Source organism: Pauljensenia sp. 27098_8_83 (genome assembly GCF_041432695.1).
Classification (GTDB): domain Bacteria; phylum Actinomycetota; class Actinomycetes; order Actinomycetales; family Actinomycetaceae; genus Pauljensenia.
Map to the genome: position 1 here is coordinate 56,298 of NZ_JAPWAD010000012.1, position 17,004 is coordinate 73,301.

Here is a 17,004-nt window from a genome sequence, read left to right on the forward strand (position 1 = left end):
GTGAGGGTAAACGAAACGTAAACTTTAAGCCATGAGCAGCTTTGATACATCTCGTCTTTCCCCCGCGCTGGCCTCCGTTTTCGAATCCGTCCAGCGCCGTGATCCCGCCCAGGCCGAGTTCCACCAGGCCGTCTACGAGGTCCTCCTGACCATCGCCCCGCTGGCTGAGCGTCACCCCGAGTACGCCGACCTGGCCATCATCGACCGCATCGTCGAGCCCGAGCGCCAGCTCCAGTTCCGCGTCCCGTGGGCCGACGATTTGGGCAACATCCACGTCAACCGCGGCTTCCGCGTCCAGTTCAACTCCGCGCTCGGCCCCTACAAGGGCGGCCTGCGCTTCCATCCCTCCGTGAACCTGTCGATCATCAAGTTCCTCGGCTTCGAGCAGATCTTCAAGAACGCCCTGACCGGCCTGCCCATGGGTGGCGGCAAGGGTGGCGCGGACTTCGACCCCAAGGGCAAGTCCGACGCCGAGGTTATGCGCTTCTGCCAGTCCTTCATGACTGAGCTCTCCCGCCACATCGGCCCCGACACCGACGTGCCCGCCGGTGACATCGGCGTGGGCGGCCGCGAGATCGGCTACATGTTCGGACAGTACAAGCGCCTGAAGAACCGCTTCGACGCGGGCGTCCTGACCGGCAAGGGCCTGACCTGGGGCGGTTCGTTTGCGCGTACCGAGGCCACCGGTTACGGCCTGGTCTACTTCGCCGCCGAGATGCTCGCCGCGAAGGGCACCAGCTTCGACGGCAAGCGCGTCGTCGTCTCCGGTTCGGGTAACGTCGCGATCTACGCGACCGAGAAGGCCCAGCAGCTGGGCGCGACCGTCGTCGCCGTCTCCGACTCCTCCGGCTACGTCGTGGACGAGGCCGGCATCGACGTCGCCCTGCTCAAGGACGTCAAGGAGGTGCGTCGTGGACGCGTCTCCGACTACGCAGCCGAGCGCCCCGGCGCCGTCTTCGTGGCCGACGGCTCCATCTGGGACGTCCCCTGTGACGTTGCGCTGCCCTGCGCGACCCAGAACGAGCTGCCCCTGTCCGGCGTTCAGAGCCTCATCAAGAACGGCGTCCAGCTGGTGGCCGAGGGTGCGAACATGCCCACCACCCCCGAGGCGATCGAGGCCCTGCAGGCCGCGGGCGTCGCCTACGCCCCCGGCAAGGCCTCCAACGCGGGCGGCGTGGCCACCTCCGGCCTCGAGATGCAGCAGAACTCGGGCCGCACCCAGTGGCCCTTCGAGGAGACCGACGCCAAGCTCCACCAGATCATGGTCGACATCCACGCGAACACCGTCGCCACCGCCGAGGAGTACGGCGTGGCCGGTGACTACGTGGCCGGCGCGAACCTGGCGGGCTTCCGCAAGGTTGCCGACGCGATGGTCGCGATGGGTCTCATCTGATCCGCTTCCTGTCGATGCCCCGGCGTCTCTTCGGCGTCGGGGCACCGTCGTCTCTGCGGCTGATCGGGGGAGTAAGCCCGGCCACCGTCGTGCCCTAGCGTTCCTCGTTGGCCGCCCGATCCGCTACCCTGGATGGGTGGCCATTGAATTTTCTGAAGAGATCCCGTCCCTGCGCACCACGATGGAGAACATCCTCGCGGTCGTGCAGCCGGACAAGCTGCGCGAGCAGATCGCCGAGCTGAACGAGAAGGCGGCCGCGCCCGACCTGTGGGACGACCCGAGCGCCGCCCAGGCTGTGACGAGCGCGCTCAGCCACCGCCAGAGCGAGCTCGACCGCGTCACGCAGATGAGCGAGCGCATCGACGACCTGGAGGCCATGGTGGACATGGCTGCCGAGGACCCGGACGAGAGTGCCGACATTCTGGCCGAGGCCGAGGCTGATCTGGACAAGCTCCGCAAGGACTTGAGTGACCTGGAGATCCGCACGCTGCTGGACGGCGAGTACGACGAGCGCAACGCCGTCATTACGATCCGAAGCGGCGCGGGCGGCGTGGACGCCGCCGACTTCGCCGAGATCCTCCTGCGCATGTACCTGCGCTGGGCCGAGCGTCACGGCTACCCGACGAAGGTCATGGACACCTCCTACGCGGAAGAGGCGGGCCTGAAGTCGGCGACCTTCGAGGTTCAGGCCCCCTACGCCTACGGCACGCTGAGCGTCGAGGCCGGCACCCATCGCCTCGTGCGTATCAGCCCCTTCGATAACCAGGGGCGCCGCCAGACGTCCTTCGCGGCCGTCGAAGTCATTCCCCTCATCGAGACGACGGACCACATCGAGATCCCCGAGTCCGAGCTGAAGGTCGACGTCTTCCGTTCCTCGGGCCCCGGCGGCCAGTCCGTGAACACGACCGACTCGGCCGTGCGTATGACCCACATCCCCACGGGCATCGTCGTGTCCATGCAGGATGAGAAGTCCCAGATCCAAAACCGCGCGGCCGCCCTGCGAGTCCTGCAGTCCCGCCTCCTCGTTTTGCGCCACGAGGAAGAGCAGGCGAAGAAGAAGGAGCTCGCCGGCGACGTCAAGGCCTCGTGGGGCGACCAGATGCGCTCCTACGTCCTCCAGCCGTATCAGATGGTCAAGGACCTGCGCACCGAGTACGAGTCGGGCAACCCCCAGTCCGTCTTCGATGGCGACATTGATGGCTTCATCAACGCCGGTATCCGCTGGCGCAAGAACGAGCAGAACGCCGCCCAGGACTGAGACGCGCGGCAACGCATCACCCGGCCTCGGCCTCGTCGATTTATGCACGAGGCCGAGGCCGCGCGCGTGTCCAAGGCGTCCCGGGCGGAGGGCTGAGTGACACACCGGCGGTTTTCCGCGTGTCGCAGCAGGGGCGTGACCCGATCGTTACCTAATCTGACAGGGACTATTGACCCCGATCGGACGGTCCCATGATTCGTTTTGATGATGTCACCATGGTGTACACACCTGGTGCCCAGCCCGCGCTGGACCACGTCTCGCTGGAGGTGGAACGCGAAGAGTTCGTGTTCCTCGTTGGCAAGTCGGGTTCCGGCAAGTCCACGTTCCTGCAGCTCGTCATGCGCGAAATGAAGGCGACCAGCGGCAAGGTGTGGGTGCTCGGCAAGGACGTGTCCAAGCTGTCCACGTGGGCGGTCCCGAAGCTGCGCCGCCAGATCGGCACGGTCTTCCAGGACTTCCGACTGCTGCCTTCTAAGACCGTGTACGAGAACGTCGCGCTGGCCATGCAGGTCATCGGAAAGCCGCGTCACGCGATCGAAACCTCGGTCCCGGACGCGCTCGAGCTGGTGGGTCTGTCCGGCAAGGAGTCGCGTCTGCCGCACGAACTCTCCGGCGGCGAGGAGCAGCGCGTCGCTATCGCGCGTGCCATGGTGAATCGTCCCGAGCTGCTGCTCGCGGATGAGCCCACCGGCAACCTGGACCCGGAGACGTCGCTGGGCATCATGCGCCTCCTGGATCGAATCAACCGCACGGGCACGACCGTCGTCATGGCCACCCACGACGCCGACATCGTCAACCAGATGCGTAAGCGAGTCATCGAGCTAGAGGCCGGCGACGTCGTGCGCGATCAGAACCGCGGCGTCTACGGGGCCGGGAGGTAACACCAGTGAAACTTCGTTTTATTCTGTCCGAGGTCGGCAAGGGCCTGTCGCGTAACCGCGCGATGAGCGTCGCCGTCATCCTCGTGACCTTCGTGTCCCTCCTCTTCGTGGGCATCGCGGGCCTGACCCAGATGCAGGTGTCCAAGATGAAGTCGGAGTGGTACGACAAGATCGAGGTCACGATCTACATGTGCGCGATCAACGACGCGGCCGCGAATTGCAACGCAACCGAGGCGACCGATGCGCAGATCGACGCGGTGCGCCAAAAGCTGGCCTCCTCCGAGATGAGCCCGTACGTGGCGAACGTGTACGAGGAGACGAAGGAAGAGGCCTACGAGAACTTCAAGCGTCTCAACGGCAACGATGCGCTGACACAGTGGACCACGCCGGACATGCTCCAGTTCGCGTTCCGTATCAAGCTGGTCAACCCCGAGCAGTACTCGGTGGTCAAGGAGGAGTTCTCCGGGACCCCCGGCGTGTCCGAGGTCCGCGACCAGCGTGAGGTCGTCGAGCCCCTGTTCCGCGTGCTGGGCGCCGCTCGCACGGCCGCCCTCGGCCTCGGTGCCATCATGGTCGTCGCCGCGATCCTGCTGATCTCGACGACGATCCGCCTGAGCGCGATGAGCCGCGAACAGGAAACGCAGATCATGCGATACGTGGGTGCCTCGAACCTGTTCATTCAGGCCCCCTTCATGATTGAGGGCGCACTGGCTGCGCTCGTGGGTGCCGTGTTCGCGATCGGTTCGCTGTTCGCGGGCGTTCACTTCATCGTCCAGGGTTGGATGGCCCCTTCCTTTAGGTGGACGAACTTTATCGGTATGGGCGAGGTGGCGATCATGACGCCGATCCTCGTCCTGGCAGCGGTCGCGCTGGCGGTTATCGCGTCGGCGTTCTCGCTCGCGAAGTACACGAAGGCGTAAGTCTCATGTCTCGTTTCCTGCATCATCGTGGCCGTCGCGCGCTGCGCGTCGGCGCGCTCGCTCTGGCGGTGGCGTCCTTCGCGGCGATGAGTCAGGCGATGCCTGCTCGCGCCGACGACGAGCGCGACGCCGCCGCGAACGCAGCCGCAGAGGCCGAGGCAACGGTCAACGCCCTGCAGTCGCAGCTGGAGGGTATCGACGCGTCGCTCGCTCAGGTCTTCATCGACCTGCAGGCTCTCAACGGGCAGATTCCGGTGGCGCAGGCCGCCTACGAGTCCGCGACCGCGACGTACGACGCGAAGTCGCGTGAGCACGCGACGATCCTGGGCGAGCTCAATGCTGCCCAGGGCGAGCAGAACCGCATCGACCAGTCGCTGACTCAGGCCACCACGCAGGCCGACGACGCACAGCGCGCGATTGCCGATCTGGTGCGCCGTAAGTACCGCGAAGGCAACGTTGATCCGGTCGCCGTGGCCCTGACCGCGGGCGGTACGGAGTCGATCACCGACCGTGCGGCGGCCGCCGACATGGCGCTGCGCACGGAGAACCAGACGATGACGGCCGCGCTGGATGTCTCCTCGTCCCAGCGCACGCAGGCCACCCGTCAGAACGCGATCACGGACCGTATTTCCGACCTGGAGGAGAAGGCCGCGCAGGCCGAAGCCGAGGCTGAGGCCGCGAAGAGCGAGGCTGACTCCAAGCTCACGGAGCTCAATAACCTGAAGACGCAGGCGCAGGCCAAGCAGGCCGAGTGGGATGCCCAGAAGGGCCAGGTTCAGGCCTCGCTCGACCAGGCCGAAGCGGACTATCAGGCGCGCAGCTCCGAGCTCGCTGCGATCGACGCGGCAAACATTGCGTCGGGGGCCTCCTACGTGTCGGCGTCGGGCTTCCGTAGCCCGCTCGACATTCCGATCGTCGTGACCAGCCCGTTTGGCATGCGCTACCACCCGGTCCTGGGCATCATGAAGGGCCACTCGGGCACCGACATGGCCGCCGACTGCGGCACGATCATTCGCGCTGTGGCCTCGGGCTACGTCAACGCGGTGTCCTCGGACTACTCGGCGGGTAACTACGTGGATATTAACCACGGCCTCGTCGGCGGTAACTCCGTCATCACCGAGTACCTGCACATGCAGGCCCAGTACGTGTCGCCGGGTCAGTACGTGAACGCGGGCGACGCGCTGGGTGAGGTTGGCTCGACCGGCTACGCGACCGGATGCCACCTGCATTTTGGTGTCATTCAGAACGGAAGCTACGTTGAACCGATGGATTATTTGTAATCCGCGTTAGGATGGACCCTCGTAGCGTTTTGCTACGGGGGTCTTCCCGCAAGTTGCGCGGAAAACGAGTCAGAAAGGAGGCAGCATGCCCAAGGATTGGAAGAAGCCCAAGCTCACGGAGGGGCAGCGCGCCAAGGCTGCCTCCGACGCGAAGAAGACGATCGCCCGCAACAAGAAGGCGCGCCACGACTACACGATTGAAGACACGTGGGAGGCCGGCCTGGCTCTCATGGGCACCGAGGTGAAGGCGCTGCGCATGGGCCGCGCTTCCCTCGTGGATGCGTGGGTCGAGATCAACGGGGGAGAGGCGTGGCTCTACGGCGCGAACATTCCCCTGTACTCCCAGGGTTCGTGGACGAACCACGCGCCGACTCGCAAGCGCAAGCTGCTGCTGCACCGCGCGGAGATCGAGCGCATGCAGGACCGGGTGGCCGCGAAGGGCTACACGATCGTGCCGCTGGAGCTCTACTTCATCGGCGGCCGCGTCAAGGTCGAAATCGCCCTGGCCAAGGGCAAGCAGGAATGGGATAAGCGCCAGGCGCTGCGCGAAAAGCAGGACCAGCGCGAGGCCGAGCGCGCGATGCGCCGCTACGTCAAGCAGGCCCGCCGATAGGGGAAAGAAGGCGATTCCGTGCGGGGTCCCGTCAGGATTTTTCGTCGTGATCTGCTGAGGCTGGTGCGTGTTCCGGCCGCGTGGATTGTCATCATCGGTATGGCATTCGTGCCCGCGCTCTACGCGTGGTTCAACATCGTCGGGTTCTGGGACCCGTACTCGCAGACCTCCCACATCCGCGTGGCGGTGGCGAACGAGGACGAGGGCGCGACCAAGGACCGGATCGGCACCGTGAACGTGGGCGCGATGCTTGAGAATCAGCTGAAGCAGAACGATCAGCTGGGTTGGCACTTCGTGAGCGCGGACGAGGCCCGTGCGGAGGTCGAGCGCGGCGATTCATACGCGGCCTTCATCATCCCGGCGTCTTTCTCCCGTGACCTGACGGGCATCGTTGACGGTACGTACGTCAAGCCGAATATCCAGTATTACGTCAACGAGAAGAACAACGCGGTGGCCCCCAAGATCACGGGGGCGGGTGCGACGGCGTTGGATCGCCAGATCAACTCGGCGTTCGTGTCGACGGTGGCCAAGGTTTTGTCGGAGAAGGCGTCCGAGGCCGGGGTGAGCATCGCGAACAACGCTGACCAGAAGCGTTCGGACGTGTCTGCTTCGGTGTCCGAGGCCTCGGCGAAGCTGGGCAGTGCCTCGCAGACCCTGGAGGGTGTGGGGGAGAAGATCGACGCGGCGAAGGCTTCGGTGGCCTCGGCGCGCGCGACCCTGAGCGACCTGGATAGCGCAGCTTCGGATCTGTCAGCGTCCCTGGACCAGGCGGACCAGCTGGTGGGCGACTCGCGCACCTCGCTGGCCTCATTCTCCGGTCAGATGGGCGGTGCCCTCGACGGCCTGTCCTCGAACGCGGCGAGCGCCCTTGCGGGGGTCTCTGCGGACGCGGGCACTCTCGACGGTGCGGTGCAGGGTGCGTCCGGACGCGTGGGTGGCCTGCTCACTGAGGGCACGTCGATTAACGACTCGGTGGGCGAGGTGCTCACGGAGCTGAATGCCCTAGGGATTGGGAACCTGCCCGCCGCGGGGACGGCTCTGGCGGACCTGACGAACCAGAACACCGCGCTGTCCGCGGCCCTCGGGAACCTGACGACCCTCAACTCGGACCTCTCGGCGTCATCCTCATCGATCACGAACGCGCTGACGTCGGCCTCCGACGCCTCCGCTGCGGTGTCGGCCTCGGCGACGAGCGCCCGCAGCGGTGTCTCCTCCCAGCTTCCCGCGATTTCGTCGGCGCTTGACGATTTCTCGAGCGCATCCTCGTCGATGCGCGGCTCCCTCGACACCTTGCGCAGCCAGCGCGACCAGGTGTCGGGCCTGCTCGACCAGCTCGATTCCCTCCTGGACGGGGCGAAGACGGCGACTCAGACGAGCGCCACGAACGTCGCAGCTATCACGACCGACCTGAACTCGGTGGCCACGGACATCTCCTCGCTGTCCTCCTCGAACACGCTGCGCGACCTCGCGAGCTCCCTCGGTGTTAACGCCGACTCGATCGCTTCCTTCATGGCCTCGCCGACGCAGATCGAGACGAAGGCCGTGTACCCCGTGGCAGCGTACGGCTCGGCGATGGCCCCGCTGTTCACCAATTTGGCCCTGTGGATTGGCGCGTTCTCGCTCGTCCTCCTCCTCAAGCTCGATGTGGATGAGGAGGGCATCGGCCCCACGTCCTCTGCCGCCAAGTACATGGGCCGGTGGATGCTGCTCGCGTTCTTCGGGGTCATCCAGGCGCTCGTCGTGTCGATCGGCGACCTCATCATCGGCGTGCAGACGGTCTCCCGACTGGGTTTCGTGGGGACGGCGATGATCATCTCGCTGGTGTTCACCTCGATCGTCTACATGCTTTCCACGTGCTTCCAGCACATCGGCAAGGGCCTGTGCGTCATCATCATGGTCATGCAGATTCCCGGTTCCGCCGGCCTGTATCCGATCGAGATGCTCCCGTCCTTCTTCCGCTTCCTGCACCCGCTGTTCCCCTTTACCTACGGTGTTAATGCGCTGCGTGAGATCGTGGCCGGGTTCTATGGGCACACCTACCTGTCGTGCCTGGCGGTTCTCGGTGCCGAGGCGCTGGTTGCGTTCGCGATCGGCCTCGCGCTACGTCCGTTCTTGGTGAACCTGAACGCGATGATCACGCGCGACCTGGCCTCCTCCGGGCTCTTCCTGGCCGAGGCCACGCGCGTTCCTTCGAACCGCTATCGCCTCACCCAGATCGTGGCGGCCCTGGCCGATCACGACGGTTTCCAGCGCTCGGTGAGTGGGCGTGCCGCGCGCTTCGAACGTCGTTACCCGACGATTCGCCGCGCCGCCATCATTCTCGGGGTTATCGTGCCGGTGGCTCTGGCGGTGCTGTCCGTCGCGAATGTGGCGGAGGTGCCGATCATTCTGGGTGCCTGGATCGTCTGGGTCCTCCTCGTCATCACTTTCCTGATTGGGCTGGAGTACCTGCGCGAGGCCTTGGCGCGTCAGCAGCTCCTCGGTGCCATGGACGAGCAGGACGTGCGTTCCCTGCTCACCCGCCGCGTGCAGGGCGCGCGATCGCGTCTCGCGCTTGGCGCGGCCGCCGTGGGCGCGTCGATCTCGTCGGCGCTCGCCTCAACCCTGGGTGAGCGCGGGGGAGAGGACGCGGACGAGGCCGACCCTGGCCTCGTCGATGAGGACGGCGCGGGCGAAGCATCGGAGGCGGCGAAGGGAGAGCAGCAGTGAGGACCATCTGGGCTATCTACCGCGCCGACCTGCGCCGCGCGCATCGTTCCCTCATCGCCAGCGTCGTTGTCTTCGGCCTGGTCGTCATTCCGTCGCTGTTCACGTGGTTCAACGTGGCGGCGTCGTGGGACCCGTTCGGGAACACGAAGAGCCTGCGCATCGCGATTGCGAACACGGACGCGGGCTACAAGTCGGACCTGGTACCGCTGCACGTCAACATCGGCGATTCCGTGGTGTCCGCGCTGCGTAAGAACGACAACTTCGACTGGGTCATCGCGTCCGAGGACGAGGCGGTCGAGGGGACGCGCTCGGGTGAGTACTACGCGGCCATCGTCATCCCGTCGGACTTCTCCCAGGAGATGCTCACCTTCTTCGACGGGGGAGCCTCCTCCGCGCCGATGACCTACTACGTCAACGAGAAGAAGAACGGCATCTCGCCGAAGATCGCCGGGCAGGGTGCCGAGGCCGTGAGCGCCCAGGTGAACCAGATCTTCGTGCAGACGCTCTCCGAGGTTGCCCTCGATACGGCGACGTCGGTGGGGGACGCGCTGTCGTCGCCGACCGCGGTCAACACGGTGACGGCCCTCGATAATCGCGTGCAGACGGTCGCCTCGCGCCTGCGTACCGCGGCCGATAGTGCGGATGCCTACGCGTCCCTCGTGGGCTCCTCGGTGACGCTCATCGACTCGACGACCACGCTCGTGGACGGGCTGGGCAGCGCGAAGGGTTCCGCGCAGTCCGCGGTCTCGAGCGCTCAGGCCGGAGCGAGCGGACTCGGATCCGCTGCGTCGGCGGCGGTCTCCTCGGTGTCCGACGCGATCTCCTCCTCGCAGTCCTCGCTGTCCTCCCTGTCGAGCGCCGTCGAGAACGTGTATGCGAACGGCTCGACGAGCGCATCGGACGCGGCCTCGACGCTGCGCTCGCAGGCCTCCGTGCTGGACACGCAGGCCGCCAGCTTCGCATCGATCAAGTCGACGCTGGAGGCATTGCCCGGCTCGCCCGTCTCCCAGTCCTCGCTGGACCGCCTGCAGGCCGCCTCAGACCGGTTGACCGCGGTTGCAAACGGACTGCGTTCCTCCGCCTCCGAGCTGGACTCCAAGGTCGCGAACGCGCAGGCCGGGCATGACACGGTGAACGGCCTGATCGCTCAGGCGCGCTCCGCGGTCGACGGCCTGTCCTCCGACTACGAGACCAACCTGCGGCCTCAGCTCGAATCGCTGGCCTCTACCCTGGCCTCGGCCCAATCCTCCCTGAGTGCCGCCCGCACGTCGCTGGAGGGCGCGACCTCCGCGGCCTCGAACGGGAGCGGGAGCGCGCGCGAGGGGCTCACCCAGCTGCGCGACAACCTGACCGGCGCGGCCACGAGCCTGCGCGAGGCGGCCGGAAAGCTGGACTCCCTGCACGCTTCGATCAGCGAGGCGCTTGCCAGTGGCGACCTGACGACGCTCGGGACCATCATCGGGAATAATCCCGAGGCCCTGGCGGCGGCCATCGCGGCACCCGTGGGCGTGGAGAAGACTCCCGTCTACCCGGTCGCGAACTTCGGCTCCCAGATGGCGCCCCTGTACACGATCCTGGCGCTGTGGGTGGGCTCCATCCTGATGGTCGTGTCGCTGCGCTCGGACGTCACGGACTCCAACGTCGCCGACGGCCTACCCGAGGGTGACCCGCTGCGCGCGACCCTGACCGCGAAGCCCGTCGGCCTGGCCGCCGGGTACCTGGGCCGCTACCTGATTTTTGGGACGATCGCGCTCACCCAGGCGACCCTGGTGGGGCTGGGTGACCTGTACTTCCTGAAGGTCCAACACGCTCACCCGCTGCAGTTCATGGGCACCCTGTGGCTGACGGCCGTCGTGTTCTCGTTCCTCATGTACACGCTCATTGCGACATTCGGGAATGTGGGCAAGGCCCTGGGCGTGCTGCTCCTGGTCCTGCAGATTTCGGGCGCCGGGGGAGCGTTCCCGCTGGCGATCCTGCCCTCCTTCTTCTCCTCCGTTTCCCCGTTCCTGCCGGCCACGCACGCGATCACTGCGCTGCGCGCGTCGATCGCGGGGTACGCGGGTCACGAGTACGGGGACGCCATGTTGTCCCTGGCTTCCTTCATCCTGTTTGCCGCGTTCCTGGGGTTGGCGCTGCGCCCGCTGCTGGTGCGTAAGAACCGGCGCATGGTGGAGAAGCTGGAGTCCACGAAGCTGCTCTGAGGCGTCGGTTTTTCCCTTGACGGGTGGGGGATGCGGGCGTAGACTGATGTGTCCGACGGTCTGCGGTAACGCTGGGCGTCGGGGAGTTGAAAACTCAAGAGGGGATGATCGGTTTCGACAGTGGTCGTCGATCGAAGTGAAGCGAGCCGAGGATGTACGCTCATCTCGTTAACGATGCGTGCAAACCAATAGGTGCCGAACAGAATCGCACCGACTACGTTCTCGCTGCCTGATATCGCAGCCTGAACCTTTAGTCCGTCAGCCCGGGAGTTGCTTTCGGCCCGGTGTCTGGCGTCGTCTAGGGAGCCACTGGGAGTCGCCCATGTTGGTGGGGTGCCTCCGACACTTAATCAACTGAGCCTATCTGGCGGTGTGTCTACGCAATGCTGGGGGCTGAGAAATAAAACCGTAGACTGCGCTCGGAGAAGAATTCGGGGCCGGCCATTGGACGGGGGTTCGATTCCCCCCATCTCCACAACAGCCCATTTATCGCTGCAATTGCAACACTTAGCCCCCATGATGGGTACGGAATGGGTACACGTAGCGTGACGCACTGCCGCTGGACGGCGGCGCACCACGCTGCATTTGTTTTGCGGATCACATTCATTCTGGCTTGTGCTATGCATCGTGCCCGACGCGATCACTTACGAACACCCGAGCCCGACGCTTCAATCAGCTGCGCAAATGTGTGCACCCGGTATGCGACCGGCTCCGGCGCTTCCCGCCTCATCCCGCGTCGCCATGCTCAGCGGGAGAATCCTCATCGGCGGAGCGCAGAGCACCACGCACACACACGTGGCAGCGCCCCGCCGACGAGGGAGATTTAGCCGCTTCACGCCTGCGGCGCTCGCGAATGTCACCAATTACCTCGACGACCGTGTCAGATATCAAGATGACCAATCCGAGACAAGCGGCGGTGGTCAGCGCGACCGTGCGCCCCAGCATCACGTTCTGGCAGGTCATTCCTCGTCACCGCCATCCCGATCAACGCGGCGAGCCTGCAGAATGACCGACCCCGACGCAGCGTCCTGGATCGCGTACCCGGCACGTGATGCCGTCTGCTCCTCAAGGCTTCCCCTTCGCTCAGTGCGGGCAATGAGGTCTTGCGGTGTAGTGCCTAGCGCCGCTGCGAGGCGCTCGACCTCCGGCAGCGTGAAAGCGCGGTGCCCATTGAGTTTGAGTGAGAGGCTCGCGCGGCTCATACGCGCCTTTGCGGCAAGCGCGTTTTGCGTGAGCCCCTTTTCACGGGCGAATTCCCTGATCTGTGCAGCTACCGTCAGTTCAGATCTCGTTTCTATATGTGTAGACTGATGAATACTATGTAAGTCTCCATTTGTGGAGTTTGCAAGCTGGCTTCACGCGGCCTACGTCTACATAAATAGATATACTTACCTCATGGGAAGCAGATCGCTAAAGTCGAGCCCCTTTGAGCGCGCCGTCATTGACACTCTCAAGGAGCAGATTCGGCTGAAAGGCCTAACCGTCGACCGACTCGCAAAGCGTGCCGGGATTACACGTGCTAGGTGCTACAAAATCTTCGCGGGTGACGCAACTTGCACCATCACTGACTTTTGGACCATGTGCGACGCCCTCAATGTCCGCTGCTCCGCAGTCGCAGCCGAAGCGGAACGACGCACTCCGTCCTCGCTCGCGAGTACCGCAGTGGCCTCACAGGAACTGTCGTGATTCACGGTTTTCGTGCCTCATTTTTGGGGCCATAAGTATCGATGTTGCTCCTCCGACGTGAAGATGCCCCACAGTCGTTTGACTGCGGGGCATCTCACTGGGTTCAGGTGCGTTATTCTTCGTCCTTGCTTGCGCGGTCCGGCGCTACGAACACCGCTGCGAGCGCGACAAGGTCCAACGCCCCGATGATGCCAGCAATTAGTGTATGGCCGGTATAGATCGCATATGCGACGACTCCGAGCGACACTAGTACCGACACGAAGCCGAGGTACTGTCCGCGCCTCGTGAACCTGTCTGGGATCTCGAAGGGGGCGCGCCTTGTGAACGACTCATCTTCAATTGCGGTTTCAACAGCCTTCACATAGAGGTCGTAGATCTCTGGCGCATTGCTGCGCAGCTCGGCCAGCTCCTTTGGGTCTGGCAAGACGATTGGCGCATGCAGGTGGTTCTCCTGGATGAACGCAAGTACTTGCTGACCTATTTGCTGAGCTGCTTCTTCCTCTGCGGCTCCTCGATCTTCACTCTCGTGAGAGTGCTCGCCGAGTCGCGCAGCAACAGGTCCGGGGTTCTGGGCTGTACCTCCGGGAGCTGCTGTCTCATCGCTCGATAGCTCCTGGCTCCCGTCAGGTCGAACACTGACCTCGCTCCCGTTAGGACTAGCGTCTTGCGACGACGCGCCGGTATCGGCATTGCAGTCATGCTGTTCTCCTTTCCTAGCCCTATTTGCCATGGCGCCATGGTAGCTTTGTTTGCTCTTTCTGTACATATTTCCGCAAGCGCGGTTTCTCGCAAATCACCCTCATGGCCCGTTCATGACGCTACTGCACGCTGGCTGCGCGGGCCTCCATGCGCGCGATCATTTCCAGCTCGTAGGCCTCATCAGAGCGCTGATAGCGCGCGGCCATGTCCGGGTCAGACCAGCCGTACCGTGCCATCAGGGCGCGCGTCGTGGCACCCGCCTGGCCATACCTGGTGGCTGAGTAGTGGCGGAGTGCGTGCCAGCCGCCGGAGTGCCCGTCTGGGATCTCGATACCTGCGGCGGCCTGCGCGGCAGTGAGCAGGCGTCTGAGCGCCGTGTCGCGCGCATAGCCCGAGCCGCGCAGTGCCGGGAACAGGATTGCCTGCGGGCCGGGTGCGACATGGTCACGCAGATGAGTGCGCATCGTGGTAGCGGTCGAGGTCATGAGGGCCACGGTCCGCACACCCGCGGTTGTCTTCGTTGGCCCGGTCTCCAGATGCCTGCCGATGCGATGCGTGACGCCTCCACCCGCACGCTCATGCCGCCGTCCTCGCGCTCGAGGATTGAGGCGCGCGTGAGCCCGAGCGCCTCGTTGATCCGCAGGCCCGCGTCCGCCAGCATGGCGACCAGCGCGCGATATGGCTCGGGCATCGCGTCCGCGAGCGCGGCGACCTGGCCGGGCGTGTAGAGGAATTTCGAGATGATGCGCGCCTCCCTCGCGCCGCCCTTGATTCGCAGCGGGCTGGACTCCAGGAATGTGCGGTCATCGGCGGCGGCTGCGTTGAGGAGTGCGCGCATGGTTTCGTAGGCGTTTTTTCGCGCGCCCGGCGTCGCGTCGAGGTTGGCCCACCACTGTGCGAGTGATGCTGGCGTCAGCGCCGTCAGCTCCTGGTCGCCGAGGTAGGGAGTACGTGCCGGCGTAGATCCGAGCGCCGTTTGCACAGCATGCTGCTGCGGCGGTGCGCTCGAGGTCGGCGAGCCATTCGTTGGCCCACTCGGCCGTAGTCAGGCCCCTGAGTGACTGCTGGCGGGCGGCCTCGGCGTCACGGGCGGCGATGGCGTCTGGATGTTCCCACGTGCCGGCAGCAATGGCCGATCACTGCGCAGCGAGCCAGATCTCCGCCTCACGCTTCGTCGGGAAAGTGTGCGGAGCGGAGATGCGGGGCGCGCGGCCAGGGCCGGTGTAGGTAGGGTCGTCGAATCGGGCGCGGTAACGTGGACGCGAGGCCGTTCCGCGCTTGTTGATGGTCCCGAATGACTGCCTTCCCATCGTGTCCGCCCTCCGCGCTTGTGGGTGCAAAATGGGTACACGCACAGCATAGCGGACTGGCTATACAGGATATATGGGACGTATGGAATCGTGGGCAATTAGCGGCAGGTCGCCAAATTCCGACTTTTCCACACACGCACGCGGATCGTCAGGAGCACGGCCCAACAATTTCCCCGTCTCCACCCACCTCAAACCCCGGGTTTCCATTGTGAACTGCCTCCCGTTTCTTGGACATTGAAATTGAAGTCCGAGGAATGGGAGGCTTTTCGTGCCTGTGGATGTATGTGTGAGGCATGATCGTTTGCTTCGGGAGCAAGCGGTGGAGATGTTCGAGAGGGGATGTGGCTACGGTTTGGCAACCTGTTAGAGGCCGATGAGCACAAGCACGATGACGAGAGCCAGTATTACTAAGACTTACACAAGATCTATTGTGTACAGAGTCATTCCGTGGTATAATAGACACATATATGCGCGATTTATGTCTGGCGGTTCCGATGAAAGATGGTAATAAGAAAGAGAAGCGCGTGTCTGTGTCCATATCGCTCACGGACAGCGAGTGTGATGAGCTTGGGGGCTGTGCCGAGAGGTACGGCCTCTCTCTGTCTGCGTTCCTGTACCTTGCGGCGAAGGAGTATGTAGATAATCACAACTCGATTCAAGAAGGAGAATAGCAAATGTCAACAATCTATACCGCGAACGAGTAGAAGGGCTATGGCAAGCAAAATTACTACTGGAATGAGCACAGACTCGACGGGAGCACAGTCACAAGTCTTGGTCTGTAGACGACCCGAACATGCCTGAATGGCTACATCAGTACATCAACGATTAGGGAAATATTTAAGGAGGACTTTTTTATGAGTAGATATGCAATGTGTCCTGAATGCGGGCATAGGATGAGACGTGTGCTTGATTCTTGGGGTAACTGGGACGGAGAAACGTACCAGTGCGATTACTGTTCTTCAGGGTATGCGGATGATGAGGAAGATAGCGAAAGTCTGAGCGTATATGATGCCGCGCTGATTTGGGCTTCAAACGGTAAGGACGAGGATTACACGTTCGGGTATTCAGAAGATGAGCTAGAGGATGCGCTGTAGGCGATAGCAACTGAACGATGAGCAAACAATTCAAGCAAAACGACAATGACCTCGCCATAGCCTGCTAACGCTTCTCGTCGCATAGTCAGAACGAGGCGTCGATAGACCAGCAGCGGGAGCAGGCGCAGGCGTTCGCCAAGGCTCACGGATACAACATCGTGAAGGAGTACGAGGACGCCGCCATGTCGGGCACGACGAGCGACCGTCCGCAGTACCAGCTCATGCTCTCCGAGGTGGGCACGATAAGACCGGCAGCCGTCATCCTGTGGAAGACGGACAGGCTGGGGTGTGACCGATTCGAGCTTGCGGACGCGAAACGGCGGATTCGCGACGCCGGGTGCCGCATCTGTCTTATCGCGGAGCCCACGCCGGATGACTCGCCGGAGTCGGTGCTCATGGAGACGATGATGGAGGGCGTGGCCGAGTTCTACTCAAGGCAACTGTCCGTCAACATCAGACGAGGCATGGCCTACAACGCCGAGCACGCCCTCTATAATGGGCACAAGGTATGGGGCTATGGTGTGGACGGGGATAAGCACTACGTCGTGGATGATGCGGTAGCTCCGTTCGTGGTAGCGATGTTCACGCGCTACGCGGACGGCGAAGCGATGCTGTCCATCTGCGACGACTTCAACGCCAAGGGGCTTCGGACGACGCGGGGTGCGCTCTTTGGCGTCAAGACCGTGGACAAGCTGCTCAAGAACAGGGCGTATATCGGCGAGTACCGCCACGGCGGCGTCACCGTCGAGGGCGGGATTCCTCAGATTGTGGATGAGGAGCTGTTCGACAGGGCGCAGAGGAGGCTCGCCGAGAACAAGCGCAATGGCTCAAGGAGAAAGGCGAGCGTACAGGCGCAGGATGCGCCGCGCTACTGGCTGACGGACAAGCTCTACTGCGGCGAGTGCGGAGGTTCCATGCAGGGTGTCTCGGGCACGAGCAAGACGGGAGCCAAGCACTATT

Annotated in this window: 17 protein-coding genes and 1 other RNA gene; 11 read left to right on the forward strand and 7 right to left on the reverse strand. The window is 63.9% G+C overall.

What is annotated here, in order from left to right:
- The first annotated feature begins 31 nt into the window (after positions 1-31).
- The 9 genes from gdhA to ssrA all read left to right on the forward strand — a co-directional run bounded on the left by gdhA (position 32) and on the right by ssrA (position 11,733).
- Positions 32-1,393 (forward strand): NADP-specific glutamate dehydrogenase, encoded by a 1,362-nt coding sequence (gdhA, locus tag O3656_RS05965; RefSeq protein ID WP_500063074.1) that lies wholly within the window; start codon positions 32-34, stop codon positions 1,391-1,393.
- Positions 1,394-1,529: 136 nt separating this feature from the next.
- Positions 1,530-2,651, forward strand: a complete 1,122-nt coding sequence (gene prfB, locus O3656_RS05970) for a peptide chain release factor 2 (protein ID WP_500063075.1) — start codon at positions 1,530-1,532, stop codon at positions 2,649-2,651.
- A 191-nt stretch (positions 2,652-2,842) separates the two neighbouring features.
- A complete protein-coding gene (ftsE, locus tag O3656_RS05975) occupies positions 2,843-3,532 on the forward strand; it encodes a cell division ATP-binding protein FtsE (RefSeq protein WP_048724634.1) in 690 nt (229 codons plus the stop codon).
- 5 nt (positions 3,533-3,537) lie between these two features.
- Complete coding sequence (gene ftsX, locus O3656_RS05980) at positions 3,538-4,452, forward strand: permease-like cell division protein FtsX (RefSeq protein ID WP_500063076.1); 915 nt, start codon at positions 3,538-3,540, stop codon at positions 4,450-4,452.
- 5 nt (positions 4,453-4,457) lie between these two features.
- Positions 4,458-5,732 (forward strand): peptidoglycan DD-metalloendopeptidase family protein, encoded by a 1,275-nt coding sequence (locus O3656_RS05985; protein WP_500063077.1) that lies wholly within the window; start codon positions 4,458-4,460, stop codon positions 5,730-5,732.
- A gap of 85 nt (positions 5,733-5,817) precedes the next feature.
- Positions 5,818-6,345, forward strand: a complete 528-nt coding sequence (gene smpB, locus O3656_RS05990) for an SsrA-binding protein SmpB (protein WP_500063078.1) — start codon at positions 5,818-5,820, stop codon at positions 6,343-6,345.
- A gap of 18 nt (positions 6,346-6,363) precedes the next feature.
- Positions 6,364-9,054: a YhgE/Pip family protein gene (locus tag O3656_RS05995; RefSeq protein WP_500063079.1), complete on the forward strand. Its 2,691-nt coding sequence runs from the start codon at positions 6,364-6,366 to the stop codon at positions 9,052-9,054.
- Entirely contained in the window at positions 9,051-11,255 is a 2,205-nt protein-coding gene (locus O3656_RS06000; protein WP_500063080.1) for a YhgE/Pip domain-containing protein, read from the forward strand. Before O3656_RS05995 ends, O3656_RS06000 begins: the two co-directional genes overlap by 4 nt.
- A 100-nt stretch (positions 11,256-11,355) precedes the next feature.
- Positions 11,356-11,733: a transfer-messenger RNA gene (gene ssrA / locus O3656_RS06005) on the forward strand.
- 248 nt (positions 11,734-11,981) lie between these two features.
- On the opposite strand, the gene O3656_RS06010 is transcribed toward ssrA, so the two are convergent.
- Entirely contained in the window at positions 11,982-12,218 is a 237-nt protein-coding gene (locus O3656_RS06010) for a hypothetical protein (RefSeq protein ID WP_500063081.1), read from the reverse strand.
- On the reverse strand, positions 12,215-12,571 hold the full coding sequence (locus tag O3656_RS06015; RefSeq protein WP_500063089.1) for a helix-turn-helix domain-containing protein: 357 nt from the start codon (positions 12,569-12,571) through the stop codon (positions 12,215-12,217). The genes O3656_RS06010 and O3656_RS06015 overlap by 4 nt, the downstream gene beginning before the upstream one ends.
- A gap of 79 nt (positions 12,572-12,650) precedes the next feature.
- On the opposite strand from O3656_RS06015, the gene O3656_RS06020 reads away from it, so the two are divergent.
- Complete coding sequence (locus O3656_RS06020) at positions 12,651-12,941, forward strand: helix-turn-helix domain-containing protein (protein WP_500063082.1); 291 nt, start codon at positions 12,651-12,653, stop codon at positions 12,939-12,941.
- Positions 12,942-13,053: 112 nt separating this feature from the next.
- Here the strand turns inward: O3656_RS06020 and O3656_RS06025 are convergent, their stop codons facing one another.
- The 5 genes from O3656_RS06025 to O3656_RS06045 all read right to left on the reverse strand — a co-directional run bounded on the left by O3656_RS06025 (position 13,054) and on the right by O3656_RS06045 (position 16,190).
- The gene (locus tag O3656_RS06025; protein WP_500063083.1) at positions 13,054-13,671 is read right to left on the reverse strand and encodes a hypothetical protein; all 618 of its coding nucleotides are present in this window, start codon (positions 13,669-13,671) and stop codon (positions 13,054-13,056) included.
- A gap of 88 nt (positions 13,672-13,759) precedes the next feature.
- A complete protein-coding gene (locus O3656_RS06030; RefSeq protein ID WP_500063084.1) occupies positions 13,760-14,125 on the reverse strand; it encodes a tyrosine-type recombinase/integrase in 366 nt (121 codons plus the stop codon).
- The gene (locus O3656_RS06035; protein WP_500063085.1) at positions 14,122-14,622 is read right to left on the reverse strand and encodes a hypothetical protein; all 501 of its coding nucleotides are present in this window, start codon (positions 14,620-14,622) and stop codon (positions 14,122-14,124) included. Before O3656_RS06035 ends, O3656_RS06030 begins: the two co-directional genes overlap by 4 nt.
- A 154-nt stretch (positions 14,623-14,776) precedes the next feature.
- Positions 14,777-14,950 (reverse strand): hypothetical protein, encoded by a 174-nt coding sequence (locus tag O3656_RS06040; RefSeq protein ID WP_500063086.1) that lies wholly within the window; start codon positions 14,948-14,950, stop codon positions 14,777-14,779.
- Between the two features lie 1,048 nt (positions 14,951-15,998).
- Entirely contained in the window at positions 15,999-16,190 is a 192-nt protein-coding gene (locus O3656_RS06045) for a hypothetical protein (protein ID WP_500063087.1), read from the reverse strand.
- Between O3656_RS06045 and O3656_RS06050 the strand changes: the two genes are divergently transcribed.
- The coding region (locus O3656_RS06050; RefSeq protein WP_500063090.1) for a recombinase family protein at positions 16,146-17,004 on the forward strand (859 nt) is incomplete at its 3' end. The two genes, O3656_RS06045 and O3656_RS06050, sit on opposite strands and share 45 nt — an antisense overlap.